The 19487-nt window shown below is 45.6% G+C and carries 12 protein-coding genes; 2 read left to right on the top strand and 10 right to left on the bottom strand.

The features are described from left to right. From Q5866_RS19480 to Q5866_RS19495, 4 genes are all read right to left on the bottom strand, one after another. Window positions 1-336: DUF3575 domain-containing protein (locus Q5866_RS19480; protein ID WP_303181997.1), on the bottom strand; the 336-nt coding region annotated here is incomplete at its 3' end. 15 nt (window positions 337-351) lie between these two features. Further along, a complete protein-coding gene (locus tag Q5866_RS19485; protein WP_303181998.1) occupies window positions 352-2073 on the bottom strand; it encodes a DUF4906 domain-containing protein in 1722 nt (573 codons plus the stop codon). A gap of 15 nt (window positions 2074-2088) precedes the next feature. After that, a complete protein-coding gene (locus tag Q5866_RS19490; RefSeq protein ID WP_303181999.1) occupies window positions 2089-4893 on the bottom strand; it encodes a fimbrial protein in 2805 nt (934 codons plus the stop codon). Between the two features lie 455 nt (window positions 4894-5348). Further along, the gene (locus tag Q5866_RS19495) at window positions 5349-6212 is read right to left on the bottom strand and encodes an AraC family transcriptional regulator (protein ID WP_303182000.1); all 864 of its coding nucleotides are present in this window, start codon (window positions 6210-6212) and stop codon (window positions 5349-5351) included. A 638-nt stretch (window positions 6213-6850) separates the two neighbouring features. Between Q5866_RS19495 and Q5866_RS19500 the strand changes: the two genes are divergently transcribed. Further along, window positions 6851-7207: a NifB/NifX family molybdenum-iron cluster-binding protein gene (locus Q5866_RS19500; protein ID WP_227215543.1), complete on the top strand. Its 357-nt coding sequence runs from the start codon at window positions 6851-6853 to the stop codon at window positions 7205-7207. A 77-nt stretch (window positions 7208-7284) separates the two neighbouring features. Here Q5866_RS19500 and Q5866_RS19505 read toward each other — a convergent pair whose 3' ends face one another. The 5 genes from Q5866_RS19505 to Q5866_RS19525 all read right to left on the bottom strand — a co-directional run bounded on the left by Q5866_RS19505 (window position 7285) and on the right by Q5866_RS19525 (window position 15014). After that, entirely contained in the window at window positions 7285-8556 is a 1272-nt protein-coding gene (locus tag Q5866_RS19505; protein WP_303182002.1) for a hemolysin family protein, read from the bottom strand. Between the two features lie 2 nt (window positions 8557-8558). After that, window positions 8559-10832, bottom strand: a complete 2274-nt coding sequence (locus Q5866_RS19510; protein ID WP_303182003.1) for a cation:proton antiporter — start codon at window positions 10830-10832, stop codon at window positions 8559-8561. Window positions 10833-10981: 149 nt separating this feature from the next. Next, a complete protein-coding gene (locus Q5866_RS19515; RefSeq protein ID WP_303182004.1) occupies window positions 10982-13915 on the bottom strand; it encodes a calcium-translocating P-type ATPase, PMCA-type in 2934 nt (977 codons plus the stop codon). A 1-nt stretch (window position 13916) separates the two neighbouring features. Beyond that, the gene (locus Q5866_RS19520; protein WP_303182005.1) at window positions 13917-14552 is read right to left on the bottom strand and encodes a DedA family protein; all 636 of its coding nucleotides are present in this window, start codon (window positions 14550-14552) and stop codon (window positions 13917-13919) included. A 66-nt stretch (window positions 14553-14618) separates the two neighbouring features. Further along, window positions 14619-15014: a hypothetical protein gene (locus Q5866_RS19525; RefSeq protein ID WP_099293172.1), complete on the bottom strand. Its 396-nt coding sequence runs from the start codon at window positions 15012-15014 to the stop codon at window positions 14619-14621. A gap of 165 nt (window positions 15015-15179) precedes the next feature. Here Q5866_RS19525 and Q5866_RS19530 point away from each other — a divergent pair, with 165 nt between their 5' ends. Then, a complete protein-coding gene (locus Q5866_RS19530; protein WP_099293171.1) occupies window positions 15180-15785 on the top strand; it encodes a MarC family protein in 606 nt (201 codons plus the stop codon). An 89-nt stretch (window positions 15786-15874) separates the two neighbouring features. On the opposite strand, the gene Q5866_RS19535 is transcribed toward Q5866_RS19530, so the two are convergent. Further along, window positions 15875-18904: a hypothetical protein gene (locus Q5866_RS19535; protein WP_303182007.1), complete on the bottom strand. Its 3030-nt coding sequence runs from the start codon at window positions 18902-18904 to the stop codon at window positions 15875-15877. Between the last annotated feature and the right edge of the window lie 583 nt (window positions 18905-19487).

Here is a 19487-nt window from a genome sequence, read left to right on the forward strand (position 1 = left end):
CGACCAGTTAGGCCAGCCACCAACGTTGAAATCGGCGTAATGTGCGTGTACCCCGACGAACATACGGGTGAAACGCTCGCAGAACCAATAACGCACTTCCGGTTGCACGCCGAAGTGTGCCAATCGTCTGCCGTTGGCCGGTTTCCACGGGTTGTAATTGAAGGGTACATCCAATGTCCACTTGCGTGCCAAGCCAACTTCCACTCCAAGGTTGATTGTCGTGGTGGCATCGTACAATAAGTTACTTTTCACGGCAACTTTTTGTGCGTTCGCCTCGGGTAGTATCCACCCGACCATGAACAACGTTGCTATCAGTACCTTTTTTAATATCGTCATCTTTTCTTTATTTAATTACACGTTGATTACTTCTTGTTGCGTTATATATATCTTGATACGCACGATGTGACTTGCCGACGTTCCGGGATTCTGTATGGTCGTCAGATAGACTGTGCCGTATCTTTTCCCTGAACTATTTCTTGTCACGTATATTTTTATGACTCCGTCTTCCACGATAATCTGGTCTGTCACGTCCCGTGCACCGGAAGAGGAATGTAATTGAATCCAGTTCTTGGCATCATCTTCTTCCACGTAACCGGATAGGCAGTAGAATTCGGGGAAAGTCAGCGTGTTCTCGAGCCGGGATAATCTATCCCGACGTTCGATATTTACTGTTTTTTCCAGATTTCCCAGTTCCAGTTTGACGGTACCCGTGCTGAATGCGGCATCGAGTCTTAGCTTAATCTCCGTCTTTTCCGGGCTGGTATTCGTGACGATGGGGAGTACATTAGTACCCGGGTTCGTCAATGTCAATCCGGGAGAAACCGTGATCGTTCTTTTATCGGGGAACGGGCGTATACAGTCTGTCGATAACGTGAAAGCGTGAAATTCTCTGGTTGTACCGACATCGCCGTATACGATGTAATGTGAGTTACTGACTCCCATGTAATAATCGTTGTTCGAACTTATTTCATAGGAAGATTCGTCGCGTACGGTGATCGTGTAATCCAAGTTTGTATTTGATGCCAAGGATGCTTTCGCATCAGCTACCGAGTAATAACCGCTACCTCTGACTTGAGTGATATTGAATATGTACCGTTGGTTTCTTTTTATGTCCATGCGTGTTCCTTCTCCATCGACAATGGCCAATTTGTAGAAACATTCTTCTCCGTCATAAGTAGCACGTATAATCAGATATATGTCATTTTGATCTTTTGCCTCGTAAAGATAAACGGGACTTGCTGTCGTGTTCTTTTCTGTTCCTTCCAGAACGGCTTGAACGATGTCTGCCGAATACGAAGCATCGTGCCTGTATTCTGTTTGATCGGCGGGGATATTTTCCAGTGTGCCGGTGAAATTATGTAATAGTCCTTGTCTTGAAGCATTTGCGACCATTGTTATACCTTTGAAGTCAAAACGGGAGTTGGCTGTTTTGTCTATTATTTCCACTCTTGCGACAGCACGGGTAAGTTCAATCTGTTGATTGGTACTTCCTATTTTCGTGCTTTCGTTTATCCCGTCCGGTAAGTCTTCCACGTGGCTCATCGGGAGTGGTATGCTGTTTGTTGTGTTCACGAACGGTATCGTGGTTTGCGGGTTATTCAACGGTTGGGTGCGCAGCATCCGGCATGCCTCGCTCAATGATTTATCCTGCAAGGCAGTTCCCAAGGTTCCCACGGAATAAGTATAACTTTGTGTGGCACTCGTGTAGAAATAGTCTTGCGGGTTAGCCAGAATCAATAACCAACACGGTTCCGATTGTTTCGTGAGGACGGCGTATCTCTTGTTGATTCCGCTGACTTCTATAACCTGAACGGCTTCCGCGAATTTGGCATCATTCCCTTTGAATACAAGTATCCAAGGTTTCGTGTCCACGTAATATTCATTGGCCATGGAACGCGCGTTTGGGATATTGTACGGGTCAATTCTGGTAAACAATTCGAGTTGTACCTTGTCGTCAGACACAACAGGCTCCTCTTCCGGAACTGTTGTCTCGTCGATACACGAGGCGAACAATACCAGTGCCATGATTAAGGTGAAGAGAAATTGTATGTTATATTTTTGCCAACTCATCATATACTTTATTTTAATTTATCGTACTGAGATGTTTTCTGTTACGAAACATCTGACTGAAAGACCATGGGTATTTGCACTCAGACTCATGAATCCCACAGCTTTATCCCAAAGCGGACCACTGACGAATAGTACAGAACTACCATACTCGACCACGCCTGCTTTTGGAGCCAAGGCGGTTGTCCAATAATATCCGGCCCCTCCCATATACATTAATTTACCCGGTACTTCTATTATATCATACTCGTACCCTACGTCTCTACGTCCGGCACCGGGGAAGAACACTGAAGCGTAATTATTCGGGTTATAGAATAGTGTACCCGCATACGCCGCATTGGCGTTTGTACTGGAAACAGCTAAACTACCCCATAATTCAGTTCTGTGGCGGTCATAGAATCCATCGGCGACCTTGCCCCATACTGCATTTAGCTTCCCGGACTGTGAATAGTTCACGACGCCGGAAGGCGGGTTCTGGAACAGACTTTGACGTATCTCTGACCATGCAAGAGCTGCTTGTGTATCCATTTCGCCCGAACGACTGGTTTCCGACCAATCGACAGGACGGTGATACCCCGGGGGACAGACTTCGTTATCAGCACGATTTGTCCCGGTTCCCCAGTAAATTGTACCATAGTTTTCTTCTTCCCAATCATTTATAACACCGTTGTCTTTATCTATCCAGTTGGATATGATATCTTTGAACGGGGTATAAGCTCTCCGTTGGTAAGCCGTGTAAGCCGCATCCTTGTACGAGGGAATCATCCCGAGGAAATGTGCCCCTGCCTGCGAAGGATAATCGGTAAAATAGTTCGCGTAACCCGGACCTCCCGTGTATTGCGACGGGGTTAACTTTACATATTCCGTTGTTGTCCACGGGTTTGTTTTAAATTCCGGTGCGGTTAAATTGTAAGCCGGTACTTTTCTTGCTTTACTCCGTGATGCACCTTGCATGGAGCCGCCTAATATGGCATCGCCGGGGCGCATCAGATAGTCGTCCGTTTCACCTTGACGCACATAAATCGTGTAAGTGGCAATGGCTTGTTGACTGTAGTCATATACGGTGACTTCGATAGCTCCATACTTGTTCGTGCTTCCTGTCGCGTATTGATTTTTCATCCCCACGCGGAAGTAAGTCCTCCCGTATCCCGTGATTTCGGTTCTTCCGTCGGTTACCGGATATCTTTCCGGATTGTCGGGTGTGTCGGTTCCTAAATGCGGGTCAAAACTCGGTGTCGGGCTGATAACAAAGAAATCATCTCCTGAAATAATCTTTGCTTTCCATTGTAATTGATAATCAAACCAACCATGGTCTGTTGTTTCAACTCCATTGGAATCGAATACCCTGACATCATTCCATTCCGTGCCATTCCATGTGGTGAAATTACGGAAATTGGAAATTACTCGTTCCCCGCGTTCGCTGTGTTTGTGGAATGTACTCACGTAATCGGTTCTACTCACCATTTCGTTGTAGTAGCCATGATCGAAAAGCATATTCGTGTTGATCGTGATCTCCCGTTGCAGGTTTCCTTTGTCATTTTTTTCCAATCCGGCACATAATACGAGTTTATGTTGATTGATTTGTCCCACGGTAAATCCGCTTTGACTACCTTGGATGATAATGTCCATGTATCCTTCTCCAATACCTGTGGTTGGATCGTAATTGTAAACAAAGCGGCTAGGGTTTTCATTATTCCACCAACTTCCGACTAATTCATTGAATAAAGCTGCCGTGAGTTGCGGTTGATTATTCTGATCGTAACAGTTTTCGGCAACCCACACGTGAGGCATATTTGACGAGAACGAAATTCGTACTCCGTTCAGCGGCGTTATTGTTGCCTCTATTTGGGATACGTTTAACATGCGTTCGCCATCAACAATCCAGTTATTCCAGAGCGGGCTCCATTCGGATGCTTTGATGTTGACTTCCAACGGCATCTTAATCGTGGCGATCACGTCCAGTTTCGTGTTTGCCGGGAGTGTATAATTATTATTTTCGATTCTCAGATTGGCATCCGGGTTATATTTATCTTCTAAATTTACTGTCATTTTCATCGCGTTGCTTTGGACGGATGTAGGAGTAAAGTAATTAGAGGGTACGATAATCCTAGTCACTTTTTTTTGCCACACGATGTCGGCTCCCGAAGGTGTTTCGTCCGAGAAATGACTGCCGTTATCTGTCGGGGTAAGGGTGCGGGTTACGTTACGGTTAATTTGTGCAATATTATAGTTGGCAGACAAGGGTACTCTGTCCGGGATATTACTGAAAGTAATTCCGGCAAACGCCTGACTCAGGTTTTCCTTTGCTTTTAAAATAATGTCAAGGCGTACTCCAAGTCTGTTTAGGACTAATTTTAAAAGTGAGGCTTCACTTCCGCCATTAACCTTGATTTTACCACCGCTTAGGATTTCCACGTTATCCACTCTTTGTATCATTGGAATAATTTCTTCGGATGTAAAAGCCGAGGCGGGGAAAGAAATCGTGTCAAAGTCAATTTGTGACGTCACTCCATCCAATGCGTTAACGACAGATATATTATGGGGTTCATTGGCAATGAACACTAGGTTATATATTCCCGTTTTAATCGGATGTTTAATCGTTGTACTAACTCCTATATTATATTGTTTGTTACTTTTAATGTCACCTTGTGCGTCAAATGCCATGACGCGAAGCGTATTAACAATGTAATCTTCCGAATCACCATCATGCACACCATTGTGTGCCCGGCTGATAATTCCATCAATAGATATGTATGCTTCCTCGTTGACCGGGGTTTGCATCTCGTCGATACAAGCCACACAAATGGTCAAGAGCAGTATAAGCATACCTCTGAATCTATCCCTTTTAATCTTTTTAAAAATTCCCTCCATATCGTAACATCAATCCTACCCGAATTTGTTGAATCATTAATATGTATTGCGGACTTCAACTATTTTACTTCCGGCTTCGGGTGATTTCCGGAAAGACCTTTAACCCTAAATGGTTTGTCAAAAATACGCTATGAGTATTAAATTGTATTTATCAATTTCTCCCTTTTTGTTTGCAATTTCAGCCTGCAATTTCACACCAACCCTTATACAAGTGGGTGTTGAGCCTATTTTCATGGTATAAAATACCGTGAATCAAGTCATCGAACTAAACTTGTTTCTGTATGCTATCTGCTTGAATAACTTATTAATATAGGTGATCCTCTTGGAATTATCCTGCCTTCTTTCTGTTGCTAGAAGTCTTGTTAAATGTCCCCGTGAATTTTTGCAAATTATTTGGGACACAGATTTGTTTACTCTACACTGGCCCTTATACTACTGGGTGTTTTACCTATTTCTTTCTTGCAAAACTTCGTGAATTGGGCAATTGTGCTGAACTCGTTTTCGTAAGCTATCTGTTTGAAAGGCTTGTTGGTCGAGGTGATTTCATCTTGAATAACCTTTGCTTTGTTTGCTTTCATCCACTGGTAAGGAGTTTCCTTGAATATCTCCACGAATTTTTTAGCGAATTGCTTCGGCGATAGATTCATCGCGTCTGCAATTTCTGTAACCGTTCGGAAACGTTTACTGTTAAGTCTCACAAATTCAGAGAATATGGTGTCCTTTGTCAGTATCTGTTGGAAAAAGTCGTGAATTTCTTCCTTCGTGTAATATGTCCTCAATAATAAGAAGAACTCTTTGATTTTCAATTCAAAATAGTAATTACAATTGATCCCGTCCGTGAGGCAATTATTTATCCCGTCAAGGAAATGCCATAGGTGTGAATTAATTTGTAACATGTTTAGTTTTTCTTTCCGAGGTTTGCAATTATTTCCCGTAACAAAGGCTTTCGCTCCGTATAGTTTCTCCACGGGGTAGTTGTCGCACAGTTTTAACGGACCATGCAACCTGAAGACCATGACGATAGCATTAGTCGGTGCGCGATAAAAATATCGTTCTCCAACAGGGAGAAATAGAATTTGCCCTTTCTTGCTTTCGTGTTCATGGAAGTTACCGAAGATAAACTTCAAGCGCCTTTCCAAGAAAAAAGCAACCTCGTTATGATTAAGTTCCAAGCATCCCGTTGTACCTTTCGGAATACTAACAGTTTCTATTTGTGGTTTATTCAAATTGTCAACACTATGACAACTCGGATGTTCTATAATCTTGTTGTTCATATTGGTTTAGCTGGTTGTTAATTCTTCGATTCTCCGGGTTCTATCTTTTCCCTCGATTCATGTCAGACTTTAATTCCCGTTAAAATTTTGACATACCTATCCCCGTGCATCGAACATTCTTTTTTTTCATTGTTCAAGCATAAATCTTAAGAGGTTTTTAAACCTGTTAATTATTGCCCGTTTTAGCTTTTTATATCGTGTACAATAAATCCTTTTTCAACAAGTATTGTGTCTATATATAAATTTATTTGTATTGCATATAAATATCGAATTATATATTTTACTTTCACTTTTCTCCTTCCTTTCAAAGTAAAATTATAAATGCCAACACTCTTTTTTTCATCTTCTAACTCTACCCTTCTAAGCTGTGTTTTCGTCATGCTTGTGTGGGTAATTTTCTTTCCATTACAAAGTTAGAAATAATAATGAATATTACAATAAGTTGTATGGAATGAGAAAAATGGCCTTGTAATAGTTTCGGTTAGCGAGTTTTTATGAAAAGATGTTTATCATTATTCGTAATGAATAAATATTTATTTCTGCCTAGGGGTACTATTCAATAAAAAAAACAGTACATTTGTTCCTCTATCTATAAAGAGTGATTTTTCAATAGAAACTATAAAGAAAGGAATTTAATCATGAGAATTGCTGTACCAACCAAAGACAACGCGGTGGACGACCACTTCGGGCATTGTGAGTATTATACCTTGTTTACCGTCGACGACATGAAAAACATTACAAGTGTTGAAACGCTTCCTTCTCCGCAAGGATGCGGTTGTAAATCGGATATTGCAGCCGTGTTACGGGAGAAAGGTGTTACCGTCATGCTTGCCGGAAGTATGGGGGATGGTGCTTTGAATAAATTAAGCGAGCAGGGAATAAAAGTACTTCGCGGCTGCAAGGGTGATGTGCGGAAAGTCACGGAAGGTTACCTCAAGGGTTTTCTGTTGGATTCGGGCATTGCTTGTAACCACGAGTGCGGGGATCATAAGTGATATACACAAGATACCATAAAGACCAAATAATGTTGCAAGGTGTTGATGGTGTGAGAGTAAGGAACTTTAATAAGTCCTTACTCTTTATTTATTTTGACAAGTACCTTGTCTATACGTGCCCCGTCCATATCCACGATTTCAAATTCGAAGTTATACCATACCAGTTTTTCCCCGGTGCGAGGGATGTGTTCCAGTATTTTTAGGATCAGACCGCTCAACGTGTTATAATAGTGGTTCGTGTATAGGAATTCCATGTCGAAATAGGCGAGAAAATCATAGAAGGGACATTGACCGTCCACGAGGAATGTCCCGTTATCCCGTTGCACGATATCCGGTTCTTCACCTATTTCGGGAACGTCGCCGATGAGGGCTTTCACGATATCTTTCAAGGTTACGATACCCTCGATGCTCCCGAATTCATCTGTGACCAGCCCGTATTTGAGATGTCCTTGTTTCAAATGTTCCAGCGCGTTGTACACGCTTTGGTTTTGCGGAAAATATTGCGGGGGACGGACGAGGGCTTTCAGATTAAAGTCCGGTGCGTCGATCTTTCCGAAGAGGTCTTTTAGGAACACGACACCTACAATATTATCCAGTTTGGTATCCGACACGGGGTAAATCGTGTGTAGGTTTGTTTTGACTATTTCACGAATCCGGTCGTTGGAGTCCGTGATATTAAGCCATACCAGATCACTGCGATGCGTCATGATGGAGGCAATATCCCTGTCGCCGAGATTGAATACACGCTCCACGATGTCCTGTTCCACTTCTTGAATCTCGCCTTCCGCGGTACTTTCCTGTATGATAGCCTTGATCTCTTCTTCCGTGATTTTATTGCTGCCTGTTTTATTAAGACCGAGTACCCGCATCATAAATGAGGTGCTGGCAGAGAGCAGCCACACGAACGGGGATGCTATACGGGAGAGTATGTCCATCGGGGCGGCAATAATCTTGGCCATCCGTTCGGCAGCAACCATCCCGATACGTTTCGGAACCAATTCCCCGAAGATTAGAGTCAGGTAAGTCACCACGATCACGATGATTGTTTTAGAAATTAGCAGGGCGTGAGGTTGCAATGCCTCTATTTTCTCCACCCATACGGCGAGATCCCCGGCTAAAGCCTGTCCCGAATAAAGACCGGTAAGGATACCGATAAGGGTGATCCCGATTTGGACGGTCGACAGGAAACGATCCGGCTCGTTGGCGAGTTTCAAAGCCCGCCGAGCAGATTTGTTCCCTGTTCTGGCTTCCGTCTCAAGACGCGATTTACGTGCCGACACCATCGCTATCTCCGACATGGCGAGCACTCCATTTAAAAGAATAAGTCCTATAATGATAAAAAATTCCATATCTATTTATTTGTATTTTCCGTATTTATTTGAGGCCGTATGATTAGAAGTGAGGGTAACTTGGCAAACAGATTCTGGTCTTTCGACAGTTTCTGACAAGTTGCGTAACTTAAAACCAACAGGCTTTCTTTGTCCTCTGCGAGAGGATTGGTAACCAGAGGTTTATCCAGAATAAACTTCGCGGTATTGCGTTGCACGAAGTCGGACGTGACTCGGGCAAGCACGGTTTCGTTCGGGTGTTCGTCTGTAAAGCAGATGCGTATCGTCATACTTTGTTCTCCCAGACGGGTTTGCGCGTAATTGAACAGGAAAAGGTCAGTTTCATTATCCACGAGTAGCAGGATGTAAGATGCGTGCGTGAAACCCCGGTTGACAAAGATGCCCACGGAGCAATCCACGTGTTCCATGATAGATTCCAGTTTCTGCCTTAACAACGTTCCCGGCAGATGCAACGGGTGATTCTTGAGTTGTTTCAGCCAACGGGAAACCGTGGTGAACTTCTTGCCGAATGTGCCCGCGGGAACGTCATTCCCCATCATGAACTGTTGTCCGGCGCCGAGGAAAAGGTGGTCTACCTGTTCCTGTCGCGCTATTTTTACCATTTCGGGAATAAGCCTGTCAGTCACTTGGTAACGCTCTTGAACGTGTAATTGCAAATGTTCTGCTTCTTCCCGTAAGGGGATAAAGCTTTCTTGCTCGTATTCATCTGCCTTGGCTGGGTTGAGGTCGGTCCCTAACGTGAAGTGTATCCCGGTGATCAGGCTCGATTGCAAACGATGTCCCAACATCAAATCGGCAATATTCAATAGTGTTTTTCCTGTTTCCGGTCTACCGAACGAGAGTAGCACCTTCTCCCGGTGTCCCTTGCTTTCTTTTTGTTTCGAGAATATCCGTTCGACAAGCGAAAGCATAGGTGTTGCCATGAACGTTGTCAGTAGCGACATTAGCAGTAATACCACGAACATCTCCGAGGTGAGAATACCCATTTCGAAGCCGATATTCAGTGCCACGAGTTGCATCAGTCCCCGTGTATTCATCAATGTTCCCACGATAAGACTGTCTTTCCAATTCTCCCCGACGGCACGGGCGGCAAGGGTGCAGCCCCCGAATTTTCCGGCAATGGCTACCACGATAAACAGCAAGCAAACGCCCCACAATTCAGGTGTGTTAATCAAACCTATTTCGGTGTGTAAACCCGAGAAGGCAAAAAACAACGGAAGAAAGAACACGAGTGAAACATCTTCCACTTTTTCCATCATCACTTTGCGGAATCCTATATTCGTGGGCATAACCACTCCGGCGATAAACGCACCGAACAGGGCATGAATCCCGATGATTTCCGTTATTGCCGATGACAAGACAAGTATAAGGAATATAAACCCCACGAATGTTTTGTTAATCACTTCCGAATAGGCGTAAGTTTCACCGATCTTCCGCAGGAAGGGACGCATCACGAGAAACATGAAAACAATATAAATCAGTGTTAGTCCGATCGTGTACAGGGCACTGACAAAAGTTCCCGCCTTGGCGAGTGCTATAACGATTGCCAGCAGACACCACGCTGTCACGTCGTCATTGGCAGCCGAGGCAATAGAAAGCATCCCCACGGATGTTTTCGTCATGTTCCGTTCCTGCACGATGCGTGCCAACACGGGAAATGCCGTGATACTCATGCATATCCCGATAAAGAGAGCGAAGGGCAGAAACGCCGTTTGTCCCGAAGCATAATCCTCGTATACCCAGATTGCTGCCACCACGCCAAGGAAGAAAGGTACCACTATCCCCGCGTGACTGATAACGAGCGTTTCATTCAGCTTGTTTTTCAATACGCTGAAATCCAGTTCCAACCCGATAACGAACATAAACAATACTAGCCCGATTTGGCTAAGCAGGTTGAGGTTGTCCAGTGATTCGGGAGGGAACAGGTTAGCGGAAAATTCCGGGAAGAAATATCCTAGTAGAGAGGGACCGAGGACGATACCTGCCACGATTTCTCCCATCACACCCGGTTGCCCGATATATTTGAAAAGATAAGAGAACACCCGGACGGTAAGCAAAATCACGATGATCTGTAATAACAGTATCGTCAATGAATTTGTCATATTATCGGAAATAATGTTCGTGAACAGTTCGAATGCCCCGGCACTTGTGGGCATTATACCTGTTCCCGGGTGATGGTCAAAACGCTCGCCCGAACACAGGGCAAGGTAGATCAACACCCCGAATACACTAATCATTCCCAGATATATCCAGTAATTTGAGCTGTTTCTTTTCATAATTTAATCAATTTGGGTCTATAAAGTCTGTAAAGTCCATAAGGTCTATAAGGTCCATGGTCCCCTGCGGGGCGCTTTGTCTACGGTAGCTATATGCTGCCGATAAACACTGTCCGAAGGACACCCGTGAGCTTATGGACCTTACGGACTTATTTTTCTTTTCTTCTCTTTATTGCCCGGAATATTTCGCCTACCCACAACACCAGCGAGGTTGCAGCCGTGATCCATATCCATTCCGTCCACGAGAGGGGTACTGTTCTGAATACGCTTCCCCCGAAGTTTACCACGAGGATTTGTCCCACGACAATGGCCAACCCGACAGTAAGGAATCCTTCGCTCTTGGAAAGGTTCTTGAAAGCGGATTCGTTCGTGCCGAAGGTCTTGGCATTGAACATATTCCAAAATTGCAACATCACGAACACGGTAAAGAAAATCGTCAGGTTGTCCAAGCCTTGCGGTGTGGCGGCGTCTATTCCTCCTGCGTAGTGGGATAGTATATAGAGTAAGCTCATCAAGATTACCACAAAAGCGATACCCGTGGTTAGGATAAGTGTGCGCATCCGCGGTACGATAATAAAGGCATTCGAGTCCCTCGGTTTCCGTTTCATCACGTCCGGACTGGGTGGGAGAGAGGCGAGTGCTCCTGCCGCGAATGTATCCATGATTAAGTTTACCCACAGCATTTGCGTTACCGTGATCGGCAGTTCGGAACCGAACAACGACCCCAATAGCACGATAATCAAGGCAGCCACGTTGATCGTCAACTGGAACAGCACGAAGCGTTGTATGTTCTGGTACACGGAACGTCCCCACATCACGGCGGAGGTGATACTGCTGAACGAGTCGTCGAGCAGGGTAATATCACTGGCCTCCTTGGCTACCGATGTTCCGCTACCCATGGATAGTCCGACGTGAGCGTGATTCAACGCGGGGGCGTCGTTTGTTCCGTCACCCGTTACTGCCACGACTTGTTTCTTTTGCTGTAACAGTTGTACCAACCGTTGTTTGTCCAATGGTCGCGCCCGCGACATGATCTTCATGTCGAGTACCCGGTCGAGGGCTTCCTCATCCGTCAGTTTGGCAAATTCAACCCCGGTAATCAGGTTTTGGTCTGTATCTTTTTCTGTCCATAACCCGATTTGCCGCCCGATCTCCTTCGCGGTACCCGGGGTGTCCCCTGTTACCATCTTAACTTGGATTCCGGCGTCGAAGCAGCGTTGTACGGCATCCGGCACATCCGGGCGGATGGGGTCGGATATGGCAACGATGCCGAGAAATGTCAATTCCGTGTTATACAATCGTCCGTCTTTAAAATGCGGTTCGTCGTCTTCAATGATCTGGTAAGCGAACCCGAGCGTTCGCATTGCTTGATTTTGGTACTCGAGCAATTGTTCCTCGATTGCGGGTTGTTGCTCGGCGATAGGTACTGTTTTGTCGCCGACAATAGCGTTTTTGCAGTATCCGAAAAGGATTTCCGAGGCACCTTTCACGTACAGGATTTTCTTCCCGAAAGTAGGTGATTGCACGAGGGTTGCCATGTATTTCCGTTCGGTGGAGAATGTCAGCTGTTCAATCACCGTGACACTTTCCCGCGATTCCGCGTAATTGATACCTTGGTCGTTCAGCCAGAGTAACAACGCCGCCTCGGTAGGGTTGCCCAGTGTTTTTACCTTCTCCGGGTCGCTGAAATCCAGAAAAGCTGTCGTGTTCATGGCGATCCCCTCCGCGAGTAGTTTCGAGTATTCGTTATCAGACAGACGTTCGCCATCCAACCCGTAGAAGTTTGTCTTGTACACCGTCATCTGGTTTTGCGTCAGCGTACCCGTTTTATCCGTGCAGATCACGGTCGTTGCGCCCATGGTTTCACAAGCATGCATTTTCCGCACGAGATTGTGGGATTTCAACATCTTGCGCATGCTCAACGCGAGGCTGAGGGTAACGCTCATCGGCAATCCTTCCGGCACGGTCACCACGATTAGGGTAACGGAAGCCATGAAAGCGGAAAGAATCTTTTTGCCGAGTCCCAGCGGAATCCACGCGTGCGGGTCCCACGGTTTCACACCGAATGCCAGACCGATAGCGAGCATCACGACCAATGCTCCCAGACCGTAAAGTATCCAGCGTCCCCAACCTCCCGCGGCAATACTCTTCGGAAGCGGTTTGTCCTTGCCTTGTAAAGAATACACGTCGTAAACAACGGGTACCCAGACTTTTGCCAGCATGATAACGGCAGCGATAATCACCGCACCGATCAATCCCAGTTGTCCCAGTTCGGGAGTGGGATAGGTCGGGTTGAAAAACAACCCTTTAATAAACAGTATCGTGAACATCACGGCCGCACCGCAGAACCCGATCACTCCGATGAATTTGGCGAGTGATTCGAGTTGCGTGTCCAGTGGGGTTGGTTCTTCGCTTTTCTCCGATGATTTTTCAGCCACTCGTCCGAACTCGGTAGAGTCGCCCACGGCGAGTACTTGCATCACTCCGTGACCGTCCACGACGGTGGTTCCCCGCATCACGTGATTGGAGGGATAGGTAGCCTCCATATTAAATTCGCTCTCGATCGTCGTCTTGTTGGCAACGGGTTCTCCCGTGAGGCTCGATTCGTTGACCTGCAAAGAGAGGGCTTCCAACAGTACCCCGTCGGCGGGGATCTCCTCTCCTTGTTCCAGTATCACGATGTCATCGACCACGATGTCTTTTTTTGCCACCTCGTGTACGTTGCCGTTACGGATGACCTTTACCAATGTGTCGTCGTTCACTTGATTCAGCACATCGAATTTCTTGTTGGCATCCCAGACGAACCACGTGGCTACGCCTGTTGCCAGCAGAATGGCGACGGCAATACCGATGGTTTCGGCTATCTCGATAATGCCTTCCGAGAAATACATGGCAATGGCTATTCCCCCGGAAAGGAAAACGGCTACCATTAATATACGAATGACGGGATCCTCGAAATTCCCGATAAATACTTGCCACAGGGAGTCCCTTTTCGGGGGCGTCAACACGTTTGAACCGTGTTTTTCACGACTTTCCTCGACTTGTTTGTCCGTGAGTCCCGTGTAGTGTTTGCGTGATTCCATGTTATGATTTTGTATTTAATTTGTTTTTTTTACGAATGTTCTTTATAATTAGGTACCCGAAAAAGCAGCATCCCACGACCAGCATCGTGATGGTTATTTCCGTGAAATACATTTCCAGCAGTTCTTTTCGGGAATACAGAAAATATCCGGTGGTGGCGAGAATCAGATTCCAAATGCCGCTTCCCACTGCCGTGTATAATATAAAACTTTTCAACGGCATTCTCACGAGTCCTGCCGGGAGCGAGATAAGGCTTCTCACGCCGGGAGTCAGTCGCCCGATTAACGTGGAACTTTTGCCGTATTTCAAAAAGTATTGTTCGGATTTTTCTATTTTTTCTTTTGTCATGCCGCATATCTTTCCCCAGCGTGATTCCGCGAAGGAGTAAATGAATTTCCGTCCCAGCGTGCAGGCAAGCACGTAGTTTGCCAATGCCCCGATAACCGCCCCGATGGTGCTGAACACGATAACGAGCACGAAGTTGAGTTCCCCGTTTGCGGCTTTCCACGCAGCCGGAGGCACGATTAGTTCTGACGGGAAAGGTATGATGGTACTCTCGATAGCCATACAGACGAGAACACTCCAGTAGTTCACGTTATACATATACCAATCGAGAATTGATTGAAGCCAATCGATCATATTATATAATTCAGTTTACAATATTCTATATTTATTCACCTTGTACGCCGTAAAGGATATTTTGTGTCATAAAATTAACTCTTTTAGCGAATAAATATAAAATCCCTGACTGTGGCGGGTAGTAAGATATTGCATGAAATGCCTCGTGTTTTCTGCGATGGCTAACTTGAGCGGTTTGTTTTTCAAACCGTTAACCGTGTTTCGGAAATACACGTTAGTCTTTGGCGGTTTGTTCAACCCGAAACGTCGTCCGTGAGGCATCGTGATACCCTCGTCCGCCAGAAGGTGGTGGAAAAATCCGTCATGAGAATGAAAATTCGCTTGGGTTTCCGGGATAGACAGCTGTTCTTCTTGGACGTACACTATACTCTCTCTCTCGGTCATTGTCTTTTGCAGCCCGTTGACAATGAATACTAAAGAAAATAGAAATATAGGTATATCTAGTAAAAACAGCCTTTTCATTATGATGTAATTTACAGGCTCAAAAGTAATATAATTTATTAATACTATAAAGAGTCTTGCCAGTTTAAAGTTTAGAATGTGAACTCTAAACTAACTTTTAGTTTTTATCTTTCAGTTTTTATCTTTTATCCTCTATCTTCGCGATGTAATTGAAATACACAGGTCATGACAGTAAAAATGATATTAGGATGTATCGTGGCTCTTTTGGCGTTGGTGAACCCGGTACAGAAAGTGTTGATCGTAACCTCTCTGCAAGAGAGATTTAGTTTGAAGGAATTGCGCTATATTTCTATCAAGTCAACAATTACGGCGGCGCTGATTCTGGTGTTTTTCCTTTTTCTTGGCGAGCTCACGTTCAGTTATGTTTTTCATGTCGAGTTGTATTCTTTTCAAATCACTTGCGGTGCCGTGTTGATGTATAACGGTTTGTCCGGGTTGTTGAAAGGTTTCTTTTTGAAAGTGGATGAGCATATCAAGCTGGCAGACCTTACCACGGTGCCTATTGCTATTCCTATGATCGCGGGACCCGCGACGATCACGGCGGCAGTGACTTTTCCCGTTCAGTACGGTCGCGAGATCACGATTATTTCCATATTAATCGCTCTGGCCGTGAACCTATTCTGTATGTTACAGGCCCGTCGTATCGGGAATTTCCTGATCAAGTACAATTTCATGAATCCTTTAATTCGTATTATCGGGCTGATTGTTGCCACGATCGGTTTGCAGATGATATTCGACGGGATCAGTTTGTTTATCAAGTCACTGTCTTAATTTGGGATTTATGATTTCTCGATTTATGATTGAATTATTCCGTGATTGGAAAGATTACCGAAGACGGTGAGTAACTCAATTGTAATCTTCTATCTCACGTTAATAATCACTTCTTCCACGCAGCGTATCGTTTGAGCAAAACCTTGGTACGCGACCCTGAAGTTTATGGAATTATATGCGGATTCGAATGACCATCCCCCGTAACGAACCGTTCTGTTATTGGTTTCCGTTATTAATTCGTTTCTCGTGTATTGCGGGCTTACGCTGGCTGACCAGTAATAACCGGTACTACCTGCACCCTCCAGCTTTCCGTTTGTGTTATTCAGACGACCGGCGGAAGGGAAGAAAACGGATGCGTAGGTTGTGGGGTTGAAATACAATACCCCTTGATAAGCGGCATGGCTGTTGTCTATCGATACGCCGTAATTGCCGTTCGAGGGTTCCTTAATCGGTCGCCTGTCGAAGAATCCGTCCGAGTAAAAGGTGAAGGTTGTATTCTTCAACTGCTTGCGGGCGATGCCGCTTGTCCCGTAAGGATACGTGCCGGGACCGGTATTCGTTCCCACGACGTTGTCGAACACGGTAATATAGTCCGCGCTTGAAGCTGCATTCCCCGCGAAGGGCACGTTAAATAAAGAAACTCTTAACTCGGACTGTTCCACGTCTTCCAAATGATTCATGGCGGGTGTATTCGTGGCGGGCAAATAATCGTAGTATCCGTTGTATGATACTTTATTCGTGTACCCGTCCGTGGGACGACGATAGCCCGTGGGGCAAATCTCAAACGTGTTTTTATATGCAGGTATGCCGCTAGCCCCTGCCCACATGATGGGAAATTCGGGATAATCCCACGGGAAACCTGAGATTAGAGATGACCTGCTCGGGTTGAAGCCTCTCCGGTAATAATCCGTGTAGTTTATGCCTGCAGTATTGCCTTGTAAATCGACCGCCCACTGGAAGAATGCCCCCGCTTGTGAAGGAAAGTCGACAAATTGGGCACCTCTGGCATTAACATTCTCGTAGTCGGGATCGGTATACCCTGCCAGTTTGGGGGTAGTCAGGTTATAAGGCGAGAATTTTACCGCTCCCCGGCGTGTGTTCGCTGAGGTTAGGCGCATATCTGCCCGGACTTGTGCCGTGATGTCGGTGTTGCCGTTCCAGCCGTTATGAACGACATCCGGGATTGGATCGCTCGGGCTGTATATGTATGCCGGGGCTTCGCCTTGCCGAACGTAGATTCTCATGGTGGTTTGCCAGCCTCCCGGGTAGTAGGTTAAAGTGACATACCCGAATTTTGGAGCAGAAGTCTTGCTCGGCACGTGATTGGAACTCTCCTTGATGCCGATACGGAAATAGATTCGCCCGTTAATACCTTCGATTTTCTTGCCCTCTTTCTCTGCCCTATACGGGTTGGGAAACACTTGATAGTGTTCGGCATCCCCGGGGTATTCGGTGCCGACACCCGGGTCGAAACTGGGCGTGGCACTTACCACGAGCCAATCTTGAAAATCATCGGGTACCGTTACAGACCACGGGCGGTCTATGGCGTGTTGTCCGGTAATGATGCGTTCGCCTTTTTGGTCGTGTTTGAAAAACACGCCGTTAAATAATCCGTGGGCGTTTGCCGTGGGGTTGTGTACAAATCGTAGCCCCGTTTGTGTTACCGTGACAGTAATTGTTCTTTGTAATTGATTTTTGCCGTTTTCATCCTCTGCCGATAAAGTCAACGTATATTTACCGCTCATGTTTTCAGTCCTGTCGTGAGGGGTGCCGGAAATCCGGTTGGTACCGTCGATCAGTAAGTCCATGTACCCGCTACCTGTGGTCGGGTCGAAATGGAAACGGTAAGGGGAGGTGTTGTTGGCATCTACCGTTAGGCAGTTGAATACTTCGTTTGTCGGTCGGTCGCCCGCTCCTTCTTTTTCTACCACGTCGAGTACTTTCACAACCGGCATATTAGACCAGAAAGAGATTCGAACGCCGTTTTGGTCGGTCATCTTAACTTCTGTTTGCGACACGTTCAGTTTGCGGATACCGGATATTTCCCAACCGGTTTCATCTTGGGTCCATGGAGCAGGCTGTATATTCATTTCTAAAGGTTCCTTGATCGTACCGATCAGTTCCAGTCTTGCGTTGGCGGGTAGTCTGTAATCCGGGTCGGATAGGATTTTCAACTTGCACGAGGGACTGTATTTGTCAATCAGGTTGACCGTGAACATGATCGCGTTTGCCTCGGCTGTCTTCACGTTGAAATAGCTGGAAGGGAGAATGATTCTCTTTACTTTGGCTGCCCATACAAGGCCTTTTGCCTGATCTTCGACTGTCAACAGGCTCGGGTCTACTTCAAAATATCCGGCGTTGTCCGCTAGTGTGAACTGGCGGATCACGTCCCTTGTGATGTTTGTCCCGGTATAAGGCAGAGTTGGTTCGTCGTATGTATATGAGTTTGATTGCGGGGTACTGGGTAAGCCATATATAAGCGGCACTCTGTCCGGGAGGTTCGATAACGTGATACCCTTGAATTCCCCGGTGTTAGTGGTTCCCCAGTCAATAGTCGATTTCAGAACGACGTCAAAGCGTGCCGCCAGTCGGCGGAGTCCTATTTTTAATTCGGAATTTGTGTTGTTATTTACCTCAATCTTCCCCTCGGGTAATATTTTCACGCCGTTGTTTTCCGCGATCATGGGGATAGAACGCTCGGAGGTGAAATGTGTCGCGGGATATGCGATTGATTTCAGATCATCGTATTCGCTGATATTGTCGAGTATTGTTTTGATACTGTTCTCTGCGGGTTCGTTCGCCAGAAAGATAAAATCGTATTCGCCTTGCTCGATCGGGTGACGTAGTGTGTTTTCGGCTAATGCGGAACCGTAGTACAGCACATTGTTTTCACAGGCACGGCTCGTTTTGTTGAATGCAAGAATGCGGAGCGTCTCGACTTTGTTGTCAGCTTCGTCACCTGCGTAACTTCCCGTGTAACTGCGGGAATTGATACCGGAAATTTCTATATAACCTTCTTTTGTTTCGTGGTGTATTTTTTCATCGATACAAGAAGCCGGTAATAAAAGTACCGCGAATAGCAGTAGATTTAAGTAACTTTTTATTCTATTAATATGCATATATTCTCCCTAAAATTATATTCCACTGTGGTCGACCCGGTATGTACGAGGTTCGATCACTCCTTCTCTATGTAAAAATAAAAGTCCCATCCAATCATTGACTTGATTTTTTGTGTTTTCAAGTCGTGCTTTGGGAATGTAAATATCCTTAAACTAGAGAAAATAAAGAATTATTATTGTTTCTAATGTCGATAATAGTGTGGAGTAGGTGAGACTAAAAACGCAACGGATTAGAAAAAGTGTTCGGAATAGTAAAAACGAGCATCAACGGGTTCTGATTTCGTGTTATATAGTGAAACAAAACAGATTGGTTTCGATGATTGAAACTTACGAAAAAAGAGGAGTTGGGGGAGATTGCCTGCGCACGGGAGGGATGACTCGGGACTTTCAGTCCCTTCGAGAATGCGTTACGAACTCCTGCCGACGCTTCGGTTCGAATTCCTTTAGATGCAAAAAGAGAGTCAGCTTCCGTGTGCTAACTCTCTTTCAGTGACTTGCTTTGGCGGAGAGACAGGGTTTTGAACCTACAACTCTAACCGCTTATATTTCAGCTACTTTGCTTTCAAAATTTCAAATAGGTAAC

It is taken from the genome of uncultured Butyricimonas sp., assembly GCF_959596855.1.
In the GTDB taxonomy this organism is placed as follows: domain Bacteria; phylum Bacteroidota; class Bacteroidia; order Bacteroidales; family Marinifilaceae; genus Butyricimonas; species Butyricimonas muris.